Below are 19,007 nucleotides of genomic sequence, written 5' to 3'. Positions count from 1 at the left end.
ATTCGGACCAGTCAGTGGCCGGTCGAGCCGCCGTTGTCACGGCGGTCCAGGGCGCGCTGGAGGGCCGCGGCGGCGTTCTTGCGGTCGGCGTCGGCCGGGGAGGTGTGGCGGACGCGGCGGGTTGCGGCGGTGGTGGGGGTCATGGTGATCGACTCCTTGGGATCACGGCGTGGCGGGGCCACGGATGAGGGGTGTTCCTTCAAGGCGCCGGAAGGGGCGGGGAGCTGTGCGCCGCAGGGGTTGCCTGCCAGTGGGCGCGCGCCCTCGACCGCCATTCGCAGGATCAGCGAGACGTTCGGCTCCTACAAAGCTAGGGCAGGTCCGGCTGTATGTCTCCGCAATTACTCGGACTTCCTAGTATCTGAGATGGGAAACCGCCCGGAGGGACCCTTCCGCCCCTTCCGGATTCAGCCCTTCTCGGCCCTGAGTTCCCTGATCAGAGCCCTGACGGCGAGGGTTGCCGCCGACTCCGGTGTGGTGACGTATCCCACCCGTCTCACCGGCCTCCGCGGCCCCAGAGGGGTGATGTCGACGGTGTCCGGTGCCTCGCGCAGCGACAGCTCCGGCATGATCGCCATGCCCAGCCCCCGGCCGACCATGGTCAGCACCATCGCGTCGTCCTCCGCCTTCACCGTGGCCCGGGGGATCCAGTCCTGGTCCCGCCACCACTGCCGGGTGTAGGAGCCGCAGTTCTCGTCCCAGTCCAGCAGCGGCAGCGCCTTCGGGTCCGGGTGTCCGGCGGGGTGCACCAGCGCGTAGGCCTCCTCGGTGAGCACCCCGGTCAGCAGCCCCGGCGGTACGTCCTCCCGCGCGCCCAGCGTCGCGATGCCCAGGTCGGCCCGGCCGGCGGCCACCTCCCCCGCCGTGCCGGCCCCCAGTTCGCGCACCACCCGGACCTCGGGACGGATCCCGGGGTGCAGCGCGGCGAGCCGCTCCAGCGCGGGCGGCAGCAGGTGCAGGGCCGCGCTGCGGAACGCCGCGACGCGCAGCACCCCCTCCACCGCGTCCCCGCCGGCGGGGGCCCGGCCGGCGCCGCGCGCCTCCGCGCCCAGCACCTCGTACAGCCGCAGGATGCGCCGGCCCAGTGCGACGGCCCGCTCCCCGGCCGGGGTGGGCGCGGCTCCGCCGCGTCCGCGCTCGAAGAGCACCGCGCCGACCTTGCCCTCGCTGCCGCGCACCGAGTGCGACACGGCCGACTGGCTGATCCCGAGCACGGCGGCCGCGGCGGAGAAGCCGCCCGTCTCGGCGACGGCGACCAGGACCCGGAGTTCCTGCGGGGCGAGTTCGGCCACGGGGTTCCCACCTCGGTGTATGAGCCGCGCTCATGGATGCGCGGCTTCCATGAGGGCAACCCCCTGCCCGCCTGCGGGATTCCTTCCTACGGTCGTGGCCATGACCGTGAACACCGCTCGTGCCGTCCACCAGATCGCCCGCCCCGCCGGCTTCCCCGCCGCCTCCGACTTCGCGTACGTCTCCTCGCCCGTCCCCGAACCCGCCCCCGGCACCGCCCTGGTGGAGAACCTCCTGCTGTCGGTGGACCCGTACCACCGCGGGCTCATGGACGGCGGCGCGGACGGCTTCGACCTGCACGCCCCGCTGGAGGGCCGGGCGGTGGGCCGGGTGACCGCCTCCCGCGACCCCGGCCTGGCGGAGGGGGACCTCGTCTTCCACCGCGCCGGCTGGCGCACCCACGCGCTGGTCACCCTGGGCGTGGACGGCACCCGCACGCTGCGCGGCCACGAGGGCGTCCCCCTGGATGCGTACCTCTCCGTCCTGGGCGGTACCGGCCTCACCGCCTACGCCGCCCTCACCCGGACCGCGGCCCTGCGCGAGGGCGAGGACCTCTTCGTCTCGGCCGCCGCCGGCGGGGTGGGCACGGCCACCGGGCGCATCGCCCGGCTGCTCGGCGCCCGCCGGATCATCGGCAGCGCCGGCTCGGCGGCGAAGGTGGCCCACCTCACCGGGACCCTCGGCTTCGACGCCGCCTTCGACTACCACGACGGGCCGGTCGCCGAGCAGCTGGAGCGGGCCGCGCCCGACGGCATCGACGTGTACGTGGACAACGTGGGCGGGGAGCACCTGGAGGGGGCGATCGGGTCCCTGCGCGAGTACGGCCGGATCGCCTGGGTCGGGGCGATCTCGACGTACAACGGGGACCGCTCCCCCGCCGCGCCCCGCAACCTGTTCGAGGTGGTGCACAAGTCGCTGCGCCTGGAAGGGGTATTGGTCCGCAACCACACCAATCTCCAGGACGAGCTGGAGGACTTCCTGGTCCCCCATCTGCGCAGCGGGCTCATCGGCACCGACACCACCGTTGTCCAGGGCTTCGACCGCACCGTGGAGGCCTTCCTGGGCATGCTCCGCGGGGACAACCTGGGCAAGATGCTCGTACGGACCGGCAGCTGATTCCGGCCATCCGGATGTTCACCGAGTTCTTACCGCACGCCTGTAGACCTTTGCGGCGGCTGCCGCCACGCTTGCCGTCAATGTGCCAGCGGGGCACTCGAGTTGGAGGCGAGCAGCCAGTGACACCCATCAGCCGCAGGGGTTTCGTGGGAATCGGCGCCGGGCTCGCGGCGGGGGCGGCCCTGCCCGCCGCGCTGCCCGCGACGGCTGCGGCCGCCGCCACGACGGGCACGATCACCGACGTGAAGCACGTGGTGGTCCTGATGCAGGAGAACCGCAGCTTCGACCACTACTTCGGCAGGCTGAAGGGCGTCCGCGGCTTCGGCGACCGCGCCGCCGGCAACATACCGGGCGGCTGGGGCACCTTCAACCAGCCGAACTGGGGCGGCCGCCAGTACCCGTGGAAGCTGTCCGCCACCCCGGCGGCGGGCGGGGCCGACAGCGAGACCCTGGCCCAGTGCACCGGCGACCTCCCGCACAGCTGGAGCTCGCAGCACGCCGCCTGGAACAAGGGCCGGATGGACAACTGGGTCGCCGGCGTCGGCAAGACCCACACCCTCGGCCACCTGGACCGGGGGGACATCCCCTTCCACTACGGTCTCGCCGACCACTACACGGTCTGCGACGCCTACTTCTCCTCCACCCTGAGCGCGACCGGCCCCAACCGCACCTTCCTGTGGAGCGGCAAGGTCGACGCGGGCAGCAAGGACGGCGGCGACGAGTCCGGGCTGACCTGGGAGACGTACGCGGAGGCCCTCCAGCGCGCCGGAATGAGCTGGAAGGTCTACCAGAACGCCCAGGACAACTACGGGGACAACGGGCTGGCCTACTTCAAGCGGTTCACCGACGCACGGCCCGGCGACCCGCTGTGGGACCGCGGCATGGCCTCCGTCCCCAAGGTGACCGGCTCCACCCCGGACGACATCGCGGCCGCGATCCGCGCGGACGTGGTCGCCGGGACCCTGCCCCAGGTGTCCTGGGTCGTGGCGAGCGAGGCCTTCTCGGAGCACCCGTACGCCCCGCCCGGCGACGGCGCGCACTTCGTGGACCTGGTCTACCGGGCGCTCGCCGCGAACCCGGAGGTCTTCGACTCCACCGTCCTGTTCCTCAACTACGACGAGAACGACGGCTTCTTCGACCACGTCGCCCCGCCCGTCGCCCCGCCCGGCACTCCCGGCGAGTACCTGGACGGCGTCCCGATCGGGCTCGGCTTCCGGGTGCCGATGCTGGTCATGTCCCCCTGGACGCGCGGCGGCTGGGTCAGCTCGGAGGTCTTCGACCACACCTCGGTGCTGCGCTTCATGGAGACCTGGTCGGCTGCCCTCGGCACCCCGGCCGCCTGCCCCCACATCAGCGCCTGGCGCCGCAAGGTCGTCGGCGACCTGACCGGCGTCTTCGACTTCGCCCATCCGGTCCACGGGGTCCCCGCGGGCCTGCCGTCCACCGCCAAGGTCATCGGGCAGTCGACCTGCGGCCCGCTCCCCAACCCGGTGCCCCAGGACAACGCCCTGCCGGCGCAGGAGCCCGGCACGCGTCCGGCGCGCGCCCTGCCGTACCAGGTCAACGGCAACCTGGACCGCTTCGAGTTCGGCGCGGCCGGGAAGATCCTGGCCTGGTTCTCGATGAGCAACCAGGGTGCGGAGGCCAAGCGGGCGGCGCACTTCTCGATCCACCCGCACCAGTACCGGGACACGGCCGCCTGGCAGTACACGGTGGACCCGGGCGCCACGTCCACGGACTACTTCAACATCGGGCTCGGCAGCGGGTCCGGCAAGTACGACATCTCGATGTACGGGCCGAACCGCTTCCTGCGCCGCTTCACCGGCGACGCGACGAAGCCGGGCAGGGCACTGGAGGTCGCGGCCCGCTTCGCCGTCGAGCCGGGCACCGGGAAGACGGCGATCTGGTTCAGGATGACCAACGCCTCCGCCGCCCCGGTCACCTTCACCATCCGCTCGAACGCCTACCGCACGGACGGTCCCTGGACCTACACCGTCCCGGCGAACTCCTCGCGCGAGGACCACTTCAACGCGGTGGCGTACCAGCAGGGCTGGTACGACTTCACGGTCCTGGCGGACGCCGACGGCACCTGGTCGCGCCGCTACACGGGACACATCGAGACGGGCGCGCCCAGCGTCTCGGGCTCCTAGGGGGTGTCCGCAAAGTCCCTCCCCGCCGGAGCCACTTCGGCGGCGCTCCCTCCCTAGAGCACGTCGCCGTCGCGCCAGTCGAAGTCGAGCCGCCCGGCGCCGTCCGGCGCGACCCCGCCGGGCGGCGTCCACACGTACGTCGAGCCCTCCTCCGCGGCCAGCCGCTCGGGGCCGGCCGGCCCGAGGACGCCGATCCGCCCGGGGTGGGGCTTCCAGCCCCGGCCCTCGTACAGGGCCGCGCCCTCGTCGGAGGCCGACAGGGCCCCCAGGACGTAGGCCCGGGCGATCACGCCCTCCAGCCCGGCCATCACCGCCCCGCCGATCCCGCGCCTGCGCCGGTCCGCGCGGACCGCCACGGCCTCCACGTACCCGGTCCGCAGGGAGCGGCCCTGGTGGAGCACGCGCCGCTGGACGACGCTGCCGTGCGCGACGAGCACGCCGTCCTCGTACACCAGCGCGTGCATCCCGCCGAGGGCGTGCTCGAAGTCCTCCTCGCCGAAGTCCCCCTCGAAGGCGCCGTCCAGCAGCGCCCGGATCCCGGCGAGGGTGGCAGGCCCGAGCTGCGAGGTGTGCGCGAGGCGGGTGTACCTGTCGTCGCTCATGCCCCCAGTCTGCCCCGGAGCCCGTCCAGCTCGGCCGCCGTCAGCCCGGCCCCGCGCAGGTAGGCGTCCGCATCCAGCCACTGCGCCGTGTCCCGGGCCAGGGCGTGGACGGTGGTGCCGAGACCGGCGACGTACGCCTGGATCCCGGCGTCGTCGTAGGACCTGCCAAGGGCGGCGTACCGGGCCCGGACCCGCGGCTCGCTCAGCGCGTGGTCGTCGGCGATCTCCTGCGGGCTCGCCCCGGCCAGCCGCAGCAGGACCAGCGCGATGATCCCCGTCCGGTCGCGGCCCAGACCGCAGTGGAAGGCGACCCCGCCCGGCGCGGCGCCGGCCACGGCCCGGGCGACGGCGGCCACGCGGTCGGGGAAGCGCTCCAGGAAAGGCCGGAAATACGCGGGGGTGCCAAATCCGGGGGTGCCCCACCACACGTCCCAGAAGTCCCGGTGCTCTATGCCGTCGAGCGGGATCCGCAGGGTCGTCACACCGGCCGGGCGCGGGGCGTGGTCCACCTCGGCCTCGCCGGCGTTGCGCAGGTCGATGACGGTTCGCACCCCGTCGGCGGCCAGCGTGGTCCAGCCCCGCGCGGTGAGCCCGTCGAGGCTGTCCGCCCGGATCAGCACCCCGGGGCGCAGCGCTCCGAGCCCGCCGAGGTCGCGGGCGTTGAAGCAGCCCTCCCAGTCGTTGAATCGACCGACGTTCGCCATGCGCATAGCCCCCCTGTCAGGACACAACGGACACCGTTCACTGACGCTGCCCTGGCCCCGGGGGTTGCACCGCGGGGAAGATCTGCGCATGTCGCCTGAGACCCAGCAGTGGACCCCCACCCATGGCCGGCCCTACCGGCCCGTCGCCTACCGTCCGGCGCGCATGCCCGGCTCCGAATCCCTCGCGCGCGCGGCGGAGTTGCGGGCCCGGATGGACGAGCGGCGGACCGTACGCCACTTCTCCCCCGATCCCGTCCCCGAGCAGGCCGTCCGCGACGCGATCGCCTGCGCCGCCACCGCCCCCTCCGGGGCGCACCAGCAGCCGTGGACCTTCGTCCTCGTCAAGGACCCGGTGATCCGGCAGCAGATCCGCGCCGCCGCCGAGCAGGAGGAGCAGATCTCCTACGACGGCCGCCTCGGCGACGAATGGCTGGCCGCGCTGCGCCCCATCGGCACCGACGCCGTGAAGACCCACCTCACCGACGCCCCGGCGCTGATCGTGGTCTTCCAGCAGCGCTACTGGCTCGGCCCGGACGGCACGAAGCGCAAGCACTACTACGTCGACGAGTCGGTCGGCATCGCGGTCGGCATGCTGCTGTCCGCCCTGCACCTGTCGGGCCTGGCCGCGCTCATCCACACCCCGAGTCCGATGCGCTTCCTCGGTCACGTCCTGAACCGCCCCGAGAACGAGAAGGCCTTCGCGGTCGTCCCGGTGGGCTACCCCGCCGACGACTGCGAGGTCCCGGACCTCCTGCGCAAGTCCCTGGCCCAGGTCCTGGTGGAGGTCTGAGGGCCGGTGGGCCCGGGAACTGGAACCGCCCCCGCTCCGGGCTTGGGGGTACCGGAGCGGGGGCGGGATTCAGGGGCCGGGCGGGGTCAGCCCATGTGGGGGTAGCCGTACTCGGTCGGCGGGACCAGGGTCTCCTTGATGGAGCGGGTCGAGGTCCAGCGCAGCAGGTTGGACGCCGCGCCCGCCTTGTCGTTCGTACCCGAGGCACGGCCGCCGCCGAAGGGCTGCTGGCCGACGACGGCGCCGGTCGACTTGTCGTTGATGTAGAAGTTGCCCGCCGCGAAGCGGAGCTTGTCCATCGTGTCGGCGGCCGCGTAGCGGTCCTGCGCGATGACCGAGCCGGTCAGGGCGTACGCCGAGACGTTCTCCATCTGCGCGAGCATCTCGTCGTACTTGTCGTCCTCGTAGACGTGGACGGCGAGGATCGGGCCGAAGTACTCGGTCGTGAAGACCTCGTTCTCCGGGTCGGTGCACTCGATGACGGTCGGGCGGACGAAGTAGCCCTCCGAGTCGTCGTACGTGCCGCCCGCGACGATCGTGCAGGTCGGGTCGGCCTTCGCACGGTCGATCGCGGCCTTGTTCTTCGCGAAGGAGCGCTCGTCGATGACCGCGCCGATGAAGTTGCCCAGGTCGCGGACGTCACCCATGGCGATGCCGTCGACCTCGGCCGCGAACTGCTCCTTGAAGCCGTCGTTCCAGATGGAGGCCGGGACGTAGGCGCGCGAGGACGCGGAGCACTTCTGGCCCTGGAACTCGAAGGAGCCGCGGGTCAGGGCGGTCTTCAGAATCGCGCGGTCCGCGGACGGGTGGGCGACGACGAAGTCCTTGCCGCCGGTCTCGCCGACCAGGCGCGGGTAGGAGCGGTACTTCTCGATGTTGTTGCCGACCGTCTTCCACAGGTACTGGAAGGTCTTGGTCGAGCCGGTGAAGTGGATGCCGGCCAGCTCGGGGTGGTTCAGGGCCACCTCGGAGACGGCGATGCCGTCGCCCGTCACCAGGTTGATGACGCCCTTGGGCAGGCCGGCCGCCTCCAGGAGCTCCATCAGGAGGACCGCGGAGTGGGTCTGCGTCGGGGACGGCTTCCAGACGACCACGTTGCCCATCAGGGCGGGGGCGGTCGGCAGGTTGCCGGCGATGGCGGTGAAGTTGAACGGGGTGATCGCGTAGACGAAGCCCTCGAGCGGGCGGTGGTCGCTGCGGTTCCACACGCCGGCGCTGTTCGCGGCGGGCTGCTCGGCCAGGATCTGGCGGGCGAAGTGGACGTTGAAGCGCCAGAAGTCGACGAGCTCGCACGGGGTGTCGATCTCGGCCTGCTGCACGGTCTTGGACTGGCCGAGCATCGTGGAGGCGGCCAGCTTCTCGCGCCACGGGCCGGCCAGCAGCTCGGCGGCGCGCAGGATGATCGCGGCGCGGTCGTCGAAGGACATCGCGCGCCAGGCCGGGGCGGCGGCCAGGGCCGCGTCGACGGCCTCCTGGGCGTCGGCCTCGGTGGCGTTGGCGTACGTACCGATGACCGACTTGTGGTCGTGGGGCTGGACGACGTCGAAGCGCTCGCCGCCACCCATCCGCTTGACGCCGTTGATCGTCATCGGGAGGTCGATCGGGTTCTCGGACAGCTGCTTGAGCTGGATCTCGAGGCGCGCGCGCTCCGGGCTGCCGGGGGCGTACGAGTGGACCGGCTCGTTGACCGGCGCGGGGACCTGGGTCACAGCATCCATGGGGCTGGTAACTCCTTGAGCTAGTGGGGTGCCTAGTTCTTGGTGATCATCGAGCGGAGGAAGAAGAGCAGGTTGGCCGGCTTCTCCGCGAGGCGGCGCATGAAGTAGCCGTACCAGTCGGTGCCGTAGGCCGTGTAGACGCGCATCCGGTGGCCCTCGGCCGCGAGCCGCAGGTGCTCCTCGCTGCGGATGCCGTAGAGCATCTGGAACTCGTACTCGTCCAGTTTGCGCCCGGCCTGGCGGGCGAGCTCCTGTGCAATGGCGATCAGGCGCGGGTCGTGCGACCCGATCATCGGGTACCCCTCGCCCTCCATCAGGATCTTCATGATCCGGACGTACGCCCGGTCGATCTCCGCCTTGTCCTGGTAGGCGACCTCGGCGGGCTCCTTGTAGGCGCCCTTCACGATCCGGACGCGGCTGCCGGCGGCGGCCAGGCGGCGGGCGTCGGCCTCGGTGCGGAAGAGGTAGGCCTGGATCACGCAGCCGGTCTGCGGGAAGTCCCGGCGCAGCTCCTCGTGGATGGCGAACATCGAGTCGAGGGTGGTGTGGTCCTCGGCGTCCAGGGTCACGGTGGTGCCGATGGCGGCGGCGGCCTCGACGACCGGGCGGACGTTGGCGAGGGCCAGCTCGTGGCCGCCCTCCAGGGCCTGGCCGAACATCGACAGCTTGACCGACATCTCGACGGTCTCGCCCAGCTCCAGGTCCCCCAGGCGCTGGATGAGCTCCAGGTAGGCGTCGCGGGCCGCGTACGACTGCTCGACGGCGGTGATGTCCTCGCCGACGACGTCGAGGGTGACCTCGAGCCCCTTGGCCGTCAGCTCCTCGACGATCGGGATGACCTGGTCGACCGTCTCGCCGGGGATGAAGCGGTTCACCACCGGCTTGGTCACCGGGGCGGCAGAGACGATTCGGCGCATCTTGTCGCTGCGCGAAGCGGCGAGGATCGCGGGACCCAGCACGGGGCACCTCCGACGGGTGGCAGGAGCGGACGGACGGACGCCGCGGGGGTGGGCTGCGGCCGTGGGGAAACGCAAGTGGAACCACCGTGAAACTTAAGGATCCCCACGATCCTCTGCCATCGACAGCTGTCACGCATCCGTGGCCCGGATCTCATACATCTGTCTGAAGACCCGGTCCTGGGGTGGGAGAATGGCCGCGTGAAGGGCGATTACCAGGACTTGGTGGACGAGATCTCGGCGCTGCTCGGCGCCCCGGCGACGCTGGAGAACCGGGACTTCCGCCTCATCGCCTTCGGCGCGCACGACAGCGAGGACGACCTCGTGATGGACCCCGTGCGCACCCGGTCGATCCTGACCCGGCAGTCGACGGCGGCCGTCCGGTCCTGGTTCGAGGGCTTCGGCATCGCCCGCGCCACCGGCCCGGTGCGGATCCCGGCGGCCCCGGACGCGGGGGTCTTCCTGGGGCGGATCTGCCTGCCCGTGCGGTACCGGGGCGTCGTGCAGGGCTACGTGTGGCTCCTCGACCAGGATCCGGGCCCCGGGCCGGCCGCGCTGGAGGCCGCCATGGAGGTCGCCCAGCGGATCGGGGTCCTGCTCGCCGAGGAGGCCAAGGCGGGCGCCGACCTCTCGCGGGAGTTCCTGGCGGTGCTCACGGCCGGCCCGGCCTGGCAGCAGGACATGGCGGTGGCCGCGCTGCGGGTGGCCCTGGGGGCGGCGGCGGAGGGGCTGCACGCCGCGGTGTGCGTGGCCCCGTGGTCCGGGGAGGCTCCGGCCTCGGTGCCGGGGGCGGCGGCGGTGTGCGTGGTCCCCGCCGGGGATCCGGGTGCGGACGGCCCGGGCGCCGGTACGGGGGCGGGCGCGCTCGCGGTGCTGGTGCGGCTGCGGTCCGGGGACGCGCTGGCTCCGGCCCTGGCGGCGGTGGGACGCCTGCTCCCGCGTGCCGCGGCGGGGGCGGGGGCCGGGGCGGTGGCCGGCGCGGGTGCCGGGTCCGGGGCCGGGGCGGGTGCCGGGTCGGTGGCCCGCGCGGGGTCCGGGTCCGGGGCTGGCGCGGGAGCGGGCGGCGGGACCCGGGCTGCCTCCGGGGGGAGCCACCCCGTCACCGCCGGGCTCTCCGACCCCGTCCGGGCGCTCGCGGAGCTGCCCGCCGCCTGGGCGCAGGCCACCGCCGCCGCCCGGGCGGCGGCCGCGCAGCCGCAGCTCGGGCCGGTGGCCCAGTGGGCCGGGATCGGCCCGTACCGGATGCTGGCCGCGCTGGCCGCCGGCCCGGGGGACGACCCGGCGACCCGGGCGCTGCTGAGCCCGGCCCACCGGGAACTGGCCCGTACCGCCGAGGTGTTCCTCGACTGCGCGGGGCAGGCCGGCCGCGCGGCCGCGCAGCTCGGCATCCACCGCCAGACCCTGTACTACCGGCTGGGCAGGGTGGAGCAGCTGACGGGGCTCGACCTGGACGCGGGCGAGGACCGGCTGCTGCTCCACATGGCGCTCAAGGCCGCCCGCCTGCGGGCCTGAACGCCCGTCTCGGCGGCGGCCGAGCAGCGGCGAACCACCGCCCGGCGCCCCGGCGCACGGGCGCCAACGGGCTCGGGCCCACCCCGGCGGACCAGCACCCAACGGGCGGCACCGGGCTCAGGCCCACCCCGGCGCACGGGCGCCAACGGGCTCGGGCCCACCCCGGCGGACGGGCGTCCGGGCGGTTACGCGCCCGCCTCGGCGACGGACCCGCCCCGGCCGGCCGCCGTCAACCCCTCGGCGATCCGGCGCAGCCCCTCCGTGAACTCCTCCGCCGAGGCCGCGCTGCCGGGGTCGAGCAGCCACTGGATCATCAGGCCGTTGAGCAGCGCCTGGCAGACGGCGCCGAGGGTGCGCTCGTCGCGTTCGGTGAGCTCCTCCTCCGGCGTGCCGGTCAGGAGCGAGATCAGGCCGCGGCGCCCCTCCGCCTGGGAGGCCGCGAGCATCCCCCGCAGCTGCGGCAGCCGCTCCCCGCTGAGCGCGACCTCCATGCTGGCCGCCCACACGGGCGCCGACGCCTCGTGTTTCGCGAGGACGCCCTCCCACAGCGCGCGGAAGCGTTCCAGGGAGCCCCCTTCCCCGGCCAGGCCGCCCTCGAAGGACTCGCCCCACTCCTGCATCAGGGCGATGAACGCCTGCGTGAGCAGCGCGTCCTTGGAGCCGTAGTGGTAGCCGATGGAGGCCAGGTTGGTACCGGAGGCGCCGACGATGTCGCGCGCGGTGGTGCGTACGAACCCCTTCTCGACCAGGCACTTCTTGGCGCCTTCGAGGAGGTCTTCTTTGTGTCCCATGGGCGCCACCGTAGCAAGACGGCCGTCCTAGACAAAGGTTCCACACACTCATCTCATACACATGTCATAGACAGTCGTTTATGACATGTGTACATTGCTGCTCATGACGAACCCCGCCGCCACGGCGCCCCTCGCCGGCCGCCGCGAATGGACCGCCTTCACCGTCCTGCTGCTGCCCCTGCTCCTGGTCTCCATGGACGTGTCCGTCCTGTACTTCGCCATCCCGGCCATCACCCGCGAGCTCGACCCGAGCGCCACCCAGCAGCTGTGGATCTTCGACAGCTACGCCTTCGCCCTCTCCGGGCTGCTGATCACGATGGGGTCGCTCGGCGACCGGATCGGCCGCCGCAAGCTGCTGCTGGCGGGCGCCGCCGCCTTCGGCCTGGCCTCCGTCGGCGCCGCCTGCGCCACCAGCGCCGAGATGCTCATCGCCGCCCGCGTCCTGCTCGGCATCGGCGGCGCCACCCTGATGCCGTCCACGCTGGCCCTCATCCGCAACCTCTTCCAGGACGCCGCGCAGCGCGGCAAGGCCATCGCCCTCTGGTCCGGCGCCATGACCGGCGGGATCGCCCTCGGATCGGTGCTGAGCGGGGTGCTGCTGAACCACTTCCACTGGGGCTCGGTCTTCCTGATCAACGTGCCCGCGATGCTGCTCCTGCTGGTCCTGGTCCCGGTGCTGGTCCCCGAGTTCAAGGACCCGGCGCCCGGCCGCTTCGACCTGCTGGGCGTCCCGCTGTCCATGGCCGCCGTGCTGCCGGTGGTCTACGGGCTGAAGGAGACCGCCGCCGAGGGCTTCGAACCCCTCCCCGCCGCCTGCGTCCTGGCCGGCCTCGCCTTCGGTTACGTCTTCGTGCGCCGCCAGCGCACCCGGGAGGACGCCATGGTCAGCCGGGCGCTGTTCCGGGACCGCCGCTTCGGGGCGGGCGTCGGCCTCAACACGGTCGCCGCCTTCGCCATGATGGGCTCGGCCTACTTCACCACCCAGTACCTGCAGTCCGTGCTCGGCATGGGCACCCTGGAGGCCGCTCTGTGGAGCCTGGCGCCCTCGCTCCTCATCGGAGCCGCAGCGCCCGTTTCCGCCGCCCTGGCCCGCACGACGGACCGCTCCCGCGTCATCGCCGGCGGGTTCGCCGTCGCCGCCGCCGGGTTCGCCCTCATCGCCCTGGTGGGCACCGACTCCCTGTGGCTGCTGCTGGCCGGCGCCGGGGTGCTGGCCTCGGGCATCGTCAGCGTGATGTCCCTGGTCTCCGACATGGCCCTCTCCTCGGCCCCCGCCGAGAAGGCCGGCTCGGCCGCCTCCCTGCTGGAAACGGGCCAGGAGTTCGGCGGGGCGCTCGGGATGGCCCTGCTGGGCAGCCTCGGCACCGCCGTCTACCGGGCCGACCTGGCCGGCGAGCCGCCCGCCGTACGGGAGACCCTGGGCGGCGCGGTGGCCGCGGCGCAGCACACCGGGGGCGAGGCCGGCGGGCAGTTGCTGGCCCTGGCCCGGGAGGCCTTCGTGCACGGCATGCAGTACGCGGCCTGGGGCGGTGCGGCGCTGCTCCTCGTGGCGGCGGGGCTCGCCGTGGCCCTGACGCGGGGCGCGCCGAGCCCGGCCCCCGCCGGGGCGGAGCCGGCCCGTGCGGAGGCGGCACCGGCGCGCTGAACCTCGTAAAAAAGAAAGGGCCCGGGGTTCGCCCCCGGGCCCTTCCGGCTGTGCGCGACGGTCAGCCGAGGTTGACCGAGCGGGCCGAAGCGGCGCCGATCTCCGCCGAGATGGCGGCGAGGACGTCCACCGGGACCTCCGCGTCGACGGTGAGGACGACGAGCGCCTCCCCGCCCTCCTCGGCGCGGGCGACCTGCATGCCCGCGATGTTCAGACCGGCCTCGCCGAGCAGCTGGCCGACCTTGCCGACGACGCCCGGGCGGTCGGTGTAGCGCAGCACGATCATGTAGTCGGCCAGGGCCAGGTCCACGTCGTACTCGCCCACGCCCACGATCTTCTGCAGGTGCTTCGGGCCGGCCAGGGTGCCGGACACCGACACCTCCTGACCGTCCGACAGGGTGCCGCGGACGGTCACCACGTTGCGGTGGTCCGGGGACTCCGAGCTGGTGGTCAGGCGGACCTCGACACCGCGCTCCTGCGCGAACAGCGGGGCGTTGACGTAGGAGACCGTCTCGTCGACGACGTCCTCGAAGACGCCCTTGAGGGCGGAGAGTTCCAGCACCTTGACGTCGTGCTGGGTGATCTCGCCGCAGACCTCCACGTCGAGGCGGACCGCGACCTCGCCCGCGAGGGCGGTGAAGATGCGGCCGAGCTTCTCGGCGAGCGGCAGGCCCGGACGGACGTCCTCGGCGATGACACCGCCCTGGACGTTGACCGCGTCCGGCACGAGCTCGCCGGCGAGCGCGAGGCGCACCGACTTGGCGACCGCGATGCCGGCCTTCTCCTGGGCCTCGTCCGTGGACGCGCCGAGGTGCGGGGTGCAGACGACCTGGTCGAGCTCGAAGAGCGGGGAGTCCGTGCAGGGCTCCTTCGCGTACACGTCGAGGCCGGCGCCGGCGACGCGGCCCTCCTTGATGGCCGAGTACAGCGCGGCCTCGTCCACGATCCCGCCGCGCGCGGCGTTGACGATGCGGACGGACGGCTTCACCTTGTGCAGGGCCTCGTCCCCGATGAGACCGAGGGTCTCGGGGGTCTTGGGCAGGTGCACGGTGATGAAGTCGGCGACCTCCAGCAGCTCGTCCAGCGTCAGCATCTTGACGCCCATCTGGGCGGCGCGCGCGGGCTGTACGTAGGGGTCGTACGCGACGACCTTCATGCCGAAGGCCGACATGCGCTGGGCGACCAGGACACCGATGCGGCCGAGGCCGACGACGCCGAGGGTCTTCTCGCTGAGCTCGACGCCCGTGTACTTGTTCCGCTTCCACTCGCCGTTCTTCAGGGCGGTGTTGGCCTGCGGGATGTTGCGGGCGGTGGCCACGAGCAGGCCGCAGGCGAGCTCGGCGGCGGTGACGATGTTGGAGGTCGGGGCGTTCACGACCATCACGCCGGCCTTCGTGGCGGCGGCGACGTCGACGTTGTCGAGGCCGACACCGGCGCGGGCGACGACCTTCAGCTTCCTGGCCGCGGCGATGGCCTCGGCGTCCACCTTGGTGGCGGAGCGGACGAGGATCGCGTCGACGTCCGCGATCGCGGGGAGCAGCTCGGCGCGGTCGGCGCCGTTGACGTGCCGGATCTCGAAGTCCGGACCGAGCGCGTCCACCGTTGCGGGCGACAGCTCTTCGGCGATGAGTACGACAGGTTTCGAGCTCACGTGGGTCCTCACAAGTCCAGTGCGGACGGCCGTCCCGACGGCCGCAGGCGGTGGAGGGGGTAGCCGCGTGGAAGACGCACGACACTGTGGGCCTGACGCGTTGTGTTCAGCAGTGTAGTAGCGGTTCGGGCGCGGAATTCCTCCTGTACGGAAGGATCACCCGTCCGAGATTGGCCGGGGTGGACAATCCGCGCTATCCGAGGGCTACATTCCGGTGATCTTCGACCGACCCCGGAGGCGGCGGGTGCGCGGCGGGGCCGGGACGCACCGTCCCGGCCCCGCCGTTCACGAGATCAGCTCTCGTCGCTGTCGACCCAGCTCATCAGCTTGCGCAGCTTCTTGCCGGTGGTCTCGAGCAGGTGCTCGGAGTCGGCCTTCTTGTACTCGTTGTACTTCGGCAGACCGGCCTTGTACTCGGCCATCCACTCCTCGGCGAACTTGCCGCTCTGGATCTCCTCCAGGACCTTCTTCATCTCGGCCTTGGTGGCGTCGGTGATGACGCGCGGGCCGGTGATGTAGTCGCCCCACTCGGCGGTCTCGGAGACCGACCAGCGCATCTTCTCCAGGCCGCCCTCGTACATGAGGTCGACAATGAGCTTCAGCTCGTGCAGGCACTCGAAGTAGGCGATCTCCGGCTGGTAGCCGGCCTCGGTCAGGGTCTCGAAACCGGCCTTGACCAGGGCGGAGGCGCCACCGCAGAGGACGGCCTGCTCACCGAACAGGTCGGTCTCGGTCTCCTCGGTGAAGGTGGTCTTGATGACGCCGGCGCGGGTGCCGCCGATGCCGGCCGCGTACGACAGGGCCAGGGCGAAGGCGTTGCCCGAGAAGTCCTGCTCGACGGCGGCGATGCACGGGACGCCGCGGCCCTCCTCGTACTGACGGCGGACCAGGTGGCCCGGGCCCTTCGGCGCGACCAGGGCGACGTCCACGTTGGCCGGGGGCTTGATGAAGCCGTAGCGGACGTTGAAGCCGTGACCGAAGAAGAGCGCGTCGCCCTCCTGGAGGTGGTCCTTGACGGACTCCTCGTAGATCTCGGCCTGGAGCGGGTCCGGGGTCAGGATCATGATGACGTTGGCCCACTCGGCGGCCTCCGCCACGGAGACGACCTTCAGGCCCTGCTCCTCGGCCTTGGCCTTGGACTTCGAGCCCTCCTTGAGGCCGACGACGACGTCGACGCCGGAGTCACGGAGCGACAGCGCGTGGGCGTGGCCCTGGCTGCCGTAACCGATGACCGCGACCTTGCGGCCCTGGATGATGGACAGGTCGGCGTCGTTCTCGTAGAACAGCTCGGCCACTGGGATATCTCCTTGGTGCGCTGATGTTGCTCCCACCGTACGGCGGGGAACGGAATAAGAGTTTGTGGGTCTCGCTATGCGGGCCGGCGTGTCAGCCGCCGTGTCCCGCTCGGGCGCCGCGGCTCAGGCGGTGCGGTCGAGCGAGCGCAGGCTGCGGTCCGTGATGGACCGTCCGCCGCGCCCTATGGCGATGGTGCCGGACTGCACGAGCTCCTTGATGCCGAAGGGCTCCAGCATCTTGAGCATGGCGCCGAGCTTGTCGCTGCCGCCGGTGGCCTCGATGGTGACGGCGTCCGGGGAGACGTCGACGGTCTTGGCGCGGAAGAGCTGGACGATCTCGACGATCTGCGAGCGGGTCTCGTTGTCGGCGCGGACCTTCACCAGGACGAGTTCGCGCTCGATGGCGTTGTGCGGCTCCAGCTCGACGATCTTGAGCACGTTGACCAGCTTGTTCAGCTGCTTGGTCACCTGCTCCAGCGGGAGGTCCTCGACGTTCACCACGATGGTGATGCGGGAGATGTCGGGGTGCTCGGTGACGCCGACCGCGAGGGAGTCGATGTTGAACCCGCGGCGGGAGAACAGCGCGGCAATCCGGGCGAGGATGCCGGGCGTGTTCTCGACCAGGACGGAGAGCGTGTGCTTGGACATGTGAGTCGTTCTCTCTCTCAGGCTCTCTCGGCTCAGTCGTCTTCGTTGTCGCCGAAGTCGGGGCGGACGCCCCGGGCTGCCATGACCTCGTCGTTGGAGGTGCCGGCGGCGACCATCGGCCACACCATGGCGTCCTCGTGGACGATGAAGTCGATCACGACGGTGCGGTCGTTGATCGCGTTGGCCTCGGCGATGACCTTGTCCAGGTCCGCCGGGTCCTCGCAGCGCAGCGCGACGCAGCCCATGGCCTCGGACAGCTTGACGAAGTCCGGGACGCGGGTGCCCTTGCGGGGCGCGATGGACTCGCCGAGCTGGGAGCCCACCGTGTCGTGGCCGGTCTCGTCCGCGTGCAGCACGGTGTTGGAGTACCGCTGGTTGTAGAACAGGGTCTGCCACTGGCGGACCATGCCCAGCGCACCGTTGTTGATGATCGCGACCTTGATCGGGATGTTGTTCAGCGCACAGGTGACCAGTTCCTGATTGGTCATCTGGAAGCAGCCGTCGCCGTCGATCGCCCAGACGGTGCGCTCCGGCATGCCGACCTTGGCGCCCATCGCGGCGGGGACCGCGTAGCCCATGGTTCCGGCGCCGCCGGAGTTCAGCCAGGTGCGCGGCTCCTCGTACTTGACGAAGTGCGAGGCCCACATCTGGTGCTGGCCGACGCCCGCCGCGAAGATCGTGCTCTTCGGCGCGAGCGCGCCGATCCGCTCGATGACCTGCTGCGGGGAGAGCATGCCGTCCTCGGGCAGGTCGTAGCCCAGCGGGTACGTCTCGCGCCAGCGGTTGAGGTCCTTCCACCAGGCGGTGTAGTCGCCCGCGTTGCCCTCGGTGTGCTCGGCCTGGACCGCCTGGATCAGGTCGGCGATGACCTCGCGGGCGTCGCCCACGATCGGGACGTCGACCTCGCGGTTCTTGCCGATCTCGGCCGGGTCGATGTCGGCGTGGATGACCTTGGCGAAGGGGGCGAAGCTGTCCAGCTTGCCGGTGACGCGGTCGTCGAAGCGGGTGCCGAGCGCGATCAGCAGGTCCGACTTCTGCAGCGCGGTGACGCCGGTGACGGAGCCGTGCATGCCGGGCATGCCGACGTGCAGCGGGTGGCTGTCGGGGAAGGAGCCGAGGGCCATCAGGGTGGTGCAGACCGGGACGCCGGTGAGCTCGGCGAGGACCTTCAGCTCGGCCGTCGCGCCGGACTTCATGACGCCGCCGCCGACGTACAGCACCGGGCGCTTGGCCTGGCAGATGAGCTTGGCGGCCTCGCGGATCTGCTTGGCGTGCGGCTTGGTGACCGGCCGGTAGCCCGGCAGGTCCATGGCGGGCGGCCAGGAGAAGGTGGTCCGCGCCTGGAGGGCGTCCTTGGCGATGTCGACCAGGACCGGGCCCGGGCGGCCGGTGGACGCGATGTGGAAGGCCTCGGCGATCGTCTTCGGGATGTCCTCGGCCCTGGTGACCAGGAAGTTGTGCTTGGTGATCGGCATCGTGATGCCGACGATGTCCGCCTCCTGGAAGGCGTCGGTGCCGATCGCCTTGGAGGAGACCTGGCCGGTGATCGCGACGAGCGGGACGGAGTCCATGTGGGCGTCGGCGATCGGGGTGACGAGGTTGGTGGCGCCCGGGCCGGAGGTGGCCATGCAGACGCCGACCTTGCCGGTGGCCTGCGCGTAGCCGGTGGCGGCGTGTCCGGCCCCCTGCTCGTGGCGGACCAGGATGTGACGGACCTTCTTGCTGTCCATCATCGGGTCGTAGGCCGGGAGGATGGCGCCGCCCGGGATACCGAAGACGGTGTCGCACCCCACCTCTTCGAGAGAGCGGATGAGGGACTGCGCACCCGTGACGTGCTCAACTGCGGCGGACTGCTGTCCGCCCGTACGGGGCCGCGGCTGCGGATGGTGGGCCCCGGAGGCCTGCTCGGTCATCGGCATTCTCTTCTCGAAGCTGAGGGTTTTACGAGGAGCGGGGGTGCTCCGGATCTGGTCCGGAGGCGTGTGCCAGTGCAACAAAAAACCCCTCGTGCCGGGTGGCAAGCGAGGGGAGCGCGTCGGTGGTGTCGAGCGGGGACATGCTGGCCCCAGCTTCAGCCGACGCGCTTTCCAAGTACGAGAATTCGGGTGCGCATGGCACTGACCCTCCCTCCGGCGGGAG

16 protein-coding genes are annotated in these 19,007 nt (G+C 71.9%); 5 read left to right on the top strand and 11 right to left on the bottom strand.

Annotated features, from left to right (window positions below; translation table 11 throughout):
- Positions 1 to 11: 11 nt before the first annotated feature.
- Entirely contained in the window at positions 12 to 143 is a 132-nt protein-coding gene (locus ACZ501_RS10090; RefSeq protein ID WP_361604469.1) for a hypothetical protein, read from the bottom strand.
- Positions 144 to 407: 264 nt separating this feature from the next.
- Positions 408 to 1,292 carry a LysR family transcriptional regulator gene (locus tag ACZ501_RS10085; protein WP_361604472.1) on the bottom strand — a complete coding sequence of 295 codons (885 nt, stop codon included), beginning with the start codon at positions 1,290 to 1,292 and terminating at the stop codon, positions 408 to 410.
- Between the two features lie 100 nt (positions 1,293 to 1,392).
- Between ACZ501_RS10085 and ACZ501_RS10080 the strand changes: the two genes are divergently transcribed.
- Together ACZ501_RS10080 and ACZ501_RS10075 are read left to right on the top strand one after the other, a co-directional pair.
- The gene (locus ACZ501_RS10080; RefSeq protein WP_468793773.1) at positions 1,393 to 2,406 is read left to right on the top strand and encodes an NADP-dependent oxidoreductase; all 1,014 of its coding nucleotides are present in this window, start codon (positions 1,393 to 1,395) and stop codon (positions 2,404 to 2,406) included.
- 119 nt (positions 2,407 to 2,525) lie between these two features.
- Positions 2,526 to 4,556, top strand: coding sequence for a phosphocholine-specific phospholipase C (locus tag ACZ501_RS10075; RefSeq protein WP_468793770.1), 2,031 nt, complete (start codon positions 2,526 to 2,528; stop codon positions 4,554 to 4,556).
- A gap of 53 nt (positions 4,557 to 4,609) precedes the next feature.
- On the opposite strand, the gene ACZ501_RS10070 is transcribed toward ACZ501_RS10075, so the two are convergent.
- Both ACZ501_RS10070 and ACZ501_RS10065 read right to left on the bottom strand, forming a co-directional pair.
- Positions 4,610 to 5,158 carry a GNAT family N-acetyltransferase gene (locus ACZ501_RS10070; protein ID WP_361604480.1) on the bottom strand — a complete coding sequence of 183 codons (549 nt, stop codon included), beginning with the start codon at positions 5,156 to 5,158 and terminating at the stop codon, positions 4,610 to 4,612.
- Positions 5,155 to 5,862, bottom strand: a complete 708-nt coding sequence (locus ACZ501_RS10065) for a tyrosine-protein phosphatase (protein WP_468793767.1) — start codon at positions 5,860 to 5,862, stop codon at positions 5,155 to 5,157. Before ACZ501_RS10065 ends, ACZ501_RS10070 begins: the two co-directional genes overlap by 4 nt.
- An 88-nt stretch (positions 5,863 to 5,950) precedes the next feature.
- On the opposite strand from ACZ501_RS10065, the gene ACZ501_RS10060 reads away from it, so the two are divergent.
- A complete protein-coding gene (locus ACZ501_RS10060) occupies positions 5,951 to 6,652 on the top strand; it encodes a nitroreductase family protein (RefSeq protein ID WP_468793764.1) in 702 nt (233 codons plus the stop codon).
- An 86-nt stretch (positions 6,653 to 6,738) separates the two neighbouring features.
- Here ACZ501_RS10060 and pruA read toward each other — a convergent pair whose 3' ends face one another.
- A complete protein-coding gene (pruA, locus tag ACZ501_RS10055) occupies positions 6,739 to 8,370 on the bottom strand; it encodes an L-glutamate gamma-semialdehyde dehydrogenase (protein ID WP_361604489.1) in 1,632 nt (543 codons plus the stop codon).
- A gap of 32 nt (positions 8,371 to 8,402) precedes the next feature.
- Positions 8,403 to 9,329 (bottom strand): proline dehydrogenase family protein, encoded by a 927-nt coding sequence (locus tag ACZ501_RS10050; protein ID WP_361604492.1) that lies wholly within the window; start codon positions 9,327 to 9,329, stop codon positions 8,403 to 8,405.
- Between the two features lie 198 nt (positions 9,330 to 9,527).
- Here ACZ501_RS10050 and ACZ501_RS10045 point away from each other — a divergent pair, with 198 nt between their 5' ends.
- A complete protein-coding gene (locus ACZ501_RS10045; RefSeq protein ID WP_468793760.1) occupies positions 9,528 to 10,838 on the top strand; it encodes a PucR family transcriptional regulator in 1,311 nt (436 codons plus the stop codon).
- A 185-nt stretch (positions 10,839 to 11,023) separates the two neighbouring features.
- Here the strand turns inward: ACZ501_RS10045 and ACZ501_RS10040 are convergent, their stop codons facing one another.
- Entirely contained in the window at positions 11,024 to 11,629 is a 606-nt protein-coding gene (locus ACZ501_RS10040; RefSeq protein WP_361599004.1) for a TetR/AcrR family transcriptional regulator, read from the bottom strand.
- Positions 11,630 to 11,732: 103 nt separating this feature from the next.
- On the opposite strand from ACZ501_RS10040, the gene ACZ501_RS10035 reads away from it, so the two are divergent.
- Positions 11,733 to 13,274 carry an MFS transporter gene (locus ACZ501_RS10035; RefSeq protein ID WP_468793757.1) on the top strand — a complete coding sequence of 514 codons (1,542 nt, stop codon included), beginning with the start codon at positions 11,733 to 11,735 and terminating at the stop codon, positions 13,272 to 13,274.
- A gap of 61 nt (positions 13,275 to 13,335) precedes the next feature.
- Here the strand turns inward: ACZ501_RS10035 and serA are convergent, their stop codons facing one another.
- The 4 genes from serA to ACZ501_RS10015 all read right to left on the bottom strand — a co-directional run bounded on the left by serA (position 13,336) and on the right by ACZ501_RS10015 (position 18,787).
- Positions 13,336 to 14,925 carry a phosphoglycerate dehydrogenase gene (gene serA / locus ACZ501_RS10030; RefSeq protein WP_361599010.1) on the bottom strand — a complete coding sequence of 530 codons (1,590 nt, stop codon included), beginning with the start codon at positions 14,923 to 14,925 and terminating at the stop codon, positions 13,336 to 13,338.
- Between the two features lie 293 nt (positions 14,926 to 15,218).
- Positions 15,219 to 16,220, bottom strand: a complete 1,002-nt coding sequence (gene ilvC / locus ACZ501_RS10025; protein ID WP_361599013.1) for a ketol-acid reductoisomerase — start codon at positions 16,218 to 16,220, stop codon at positions 15,219 to 15,221.
- Positions 16,221 to 16,343: 123 nt separating this feature from the next.
- On the bottom strand, positions 16,344 to 16,868 hold the full coding sequence (ilvN, locus tag ACZ501_RS10020; RefSeq protein ID WP_361599016.1) for an acetolactate synthase small subunit: 525 nt from the start codon (positions 16,866 to 16,868) through the stop codon (positions 16,344 to 16,346).
- A 32-nt stretch (positions 16,869 to 16,900) separates the two neighbouring features.
- Positions 16,901 to 18,787, bottom strand: a complete 1,887-nt coding sequence (locus ACZ501_RS10015; protein WP_361599019.1) for an acetolactate synthase large subunit — start codon at positions 18,785 to 18,787, stop codon at positions 16,901 to 16,903.
- Positions 18,788 to 19,007: the final 220 nt, after the last annotated feature.

The organism is Streptomyces sp. NPDC034085, from assembly GCF_055575555.1.
Note: the sequence above shows the minus strand (reverse complement) of the source record. Positions and strands in the feature narration are given on the sequence as shown.

Coding starts and splice junctions, on each gene's coding strand:
- ACZ501_RS10070 (WP_361604480.1), bottom strand. CDS start 5,158: ATGAGCGACGACAGGTACACCCGCCTCGCGCACACCTCGCAGCTCGGG.
- ACZ501_RS10065 (WP_468793767.1), bottom strand. CDS start 5,862: ATGGCGAACGTCGGTCGATTCAACGACTGGGAGGGCTGCTTCAACGCC.
- pruA (WP_361604489.1), bottom strand. CDS start 8,370: ATGGATGCTGTGACCCAGGTCCCCGCGCCGGTCAACGAGCCGGTCCAC.
- ACZ501_RS10090 (WP_361604469.1), bottom strand. CDS start 143: ATGACCCCCACCACCGCCGCAACCCGCCGCGTCCGCCACACCTCCCCG.
- ACZ501_RS10080 (WP_468793773.1), top strand. CDS start 1,393: ATGACCGTGAACACCGCTCGTGCCGTCCACCAGATCGCCCGCCCCGCC.
- ACZ501_RS10040 (WP_361599004.1), bottom strand. CDS start 11,629: ATGGGACACAAAGAAGACCTCCTCGAAGGCGCCAAGAAGTGCCTGGTC.
- ilvN (WP_361599016.1), bottom strand. CDS start 16,868: ATGTCCAAGCACACGCTCTCCGTCCTGGTCGAGAACACGCCCGGCATC.
- ACZ501_RS10015 (WP_361599019.1), bottom strand. CDS start 18,787: ATGCCGATGACCGAGCAGGCCTCCGGGGCCCACCATCCGCAGCCGCGG.
- ACZ501_RS10060 (WP_468793764.1), top strand. CDS start 5,951: ATGTCGCCTGAGACCCAGCAGTGGACCCCCACCCATGGCCGGCCCTAC.
- ACZ501_RS10035 (WP_468793757.1), top strand. CDS start 11,733: ATGACGAACCCCGCCGCCACGGCGCCCCTCGCCGGCCGCCGCGAATGG.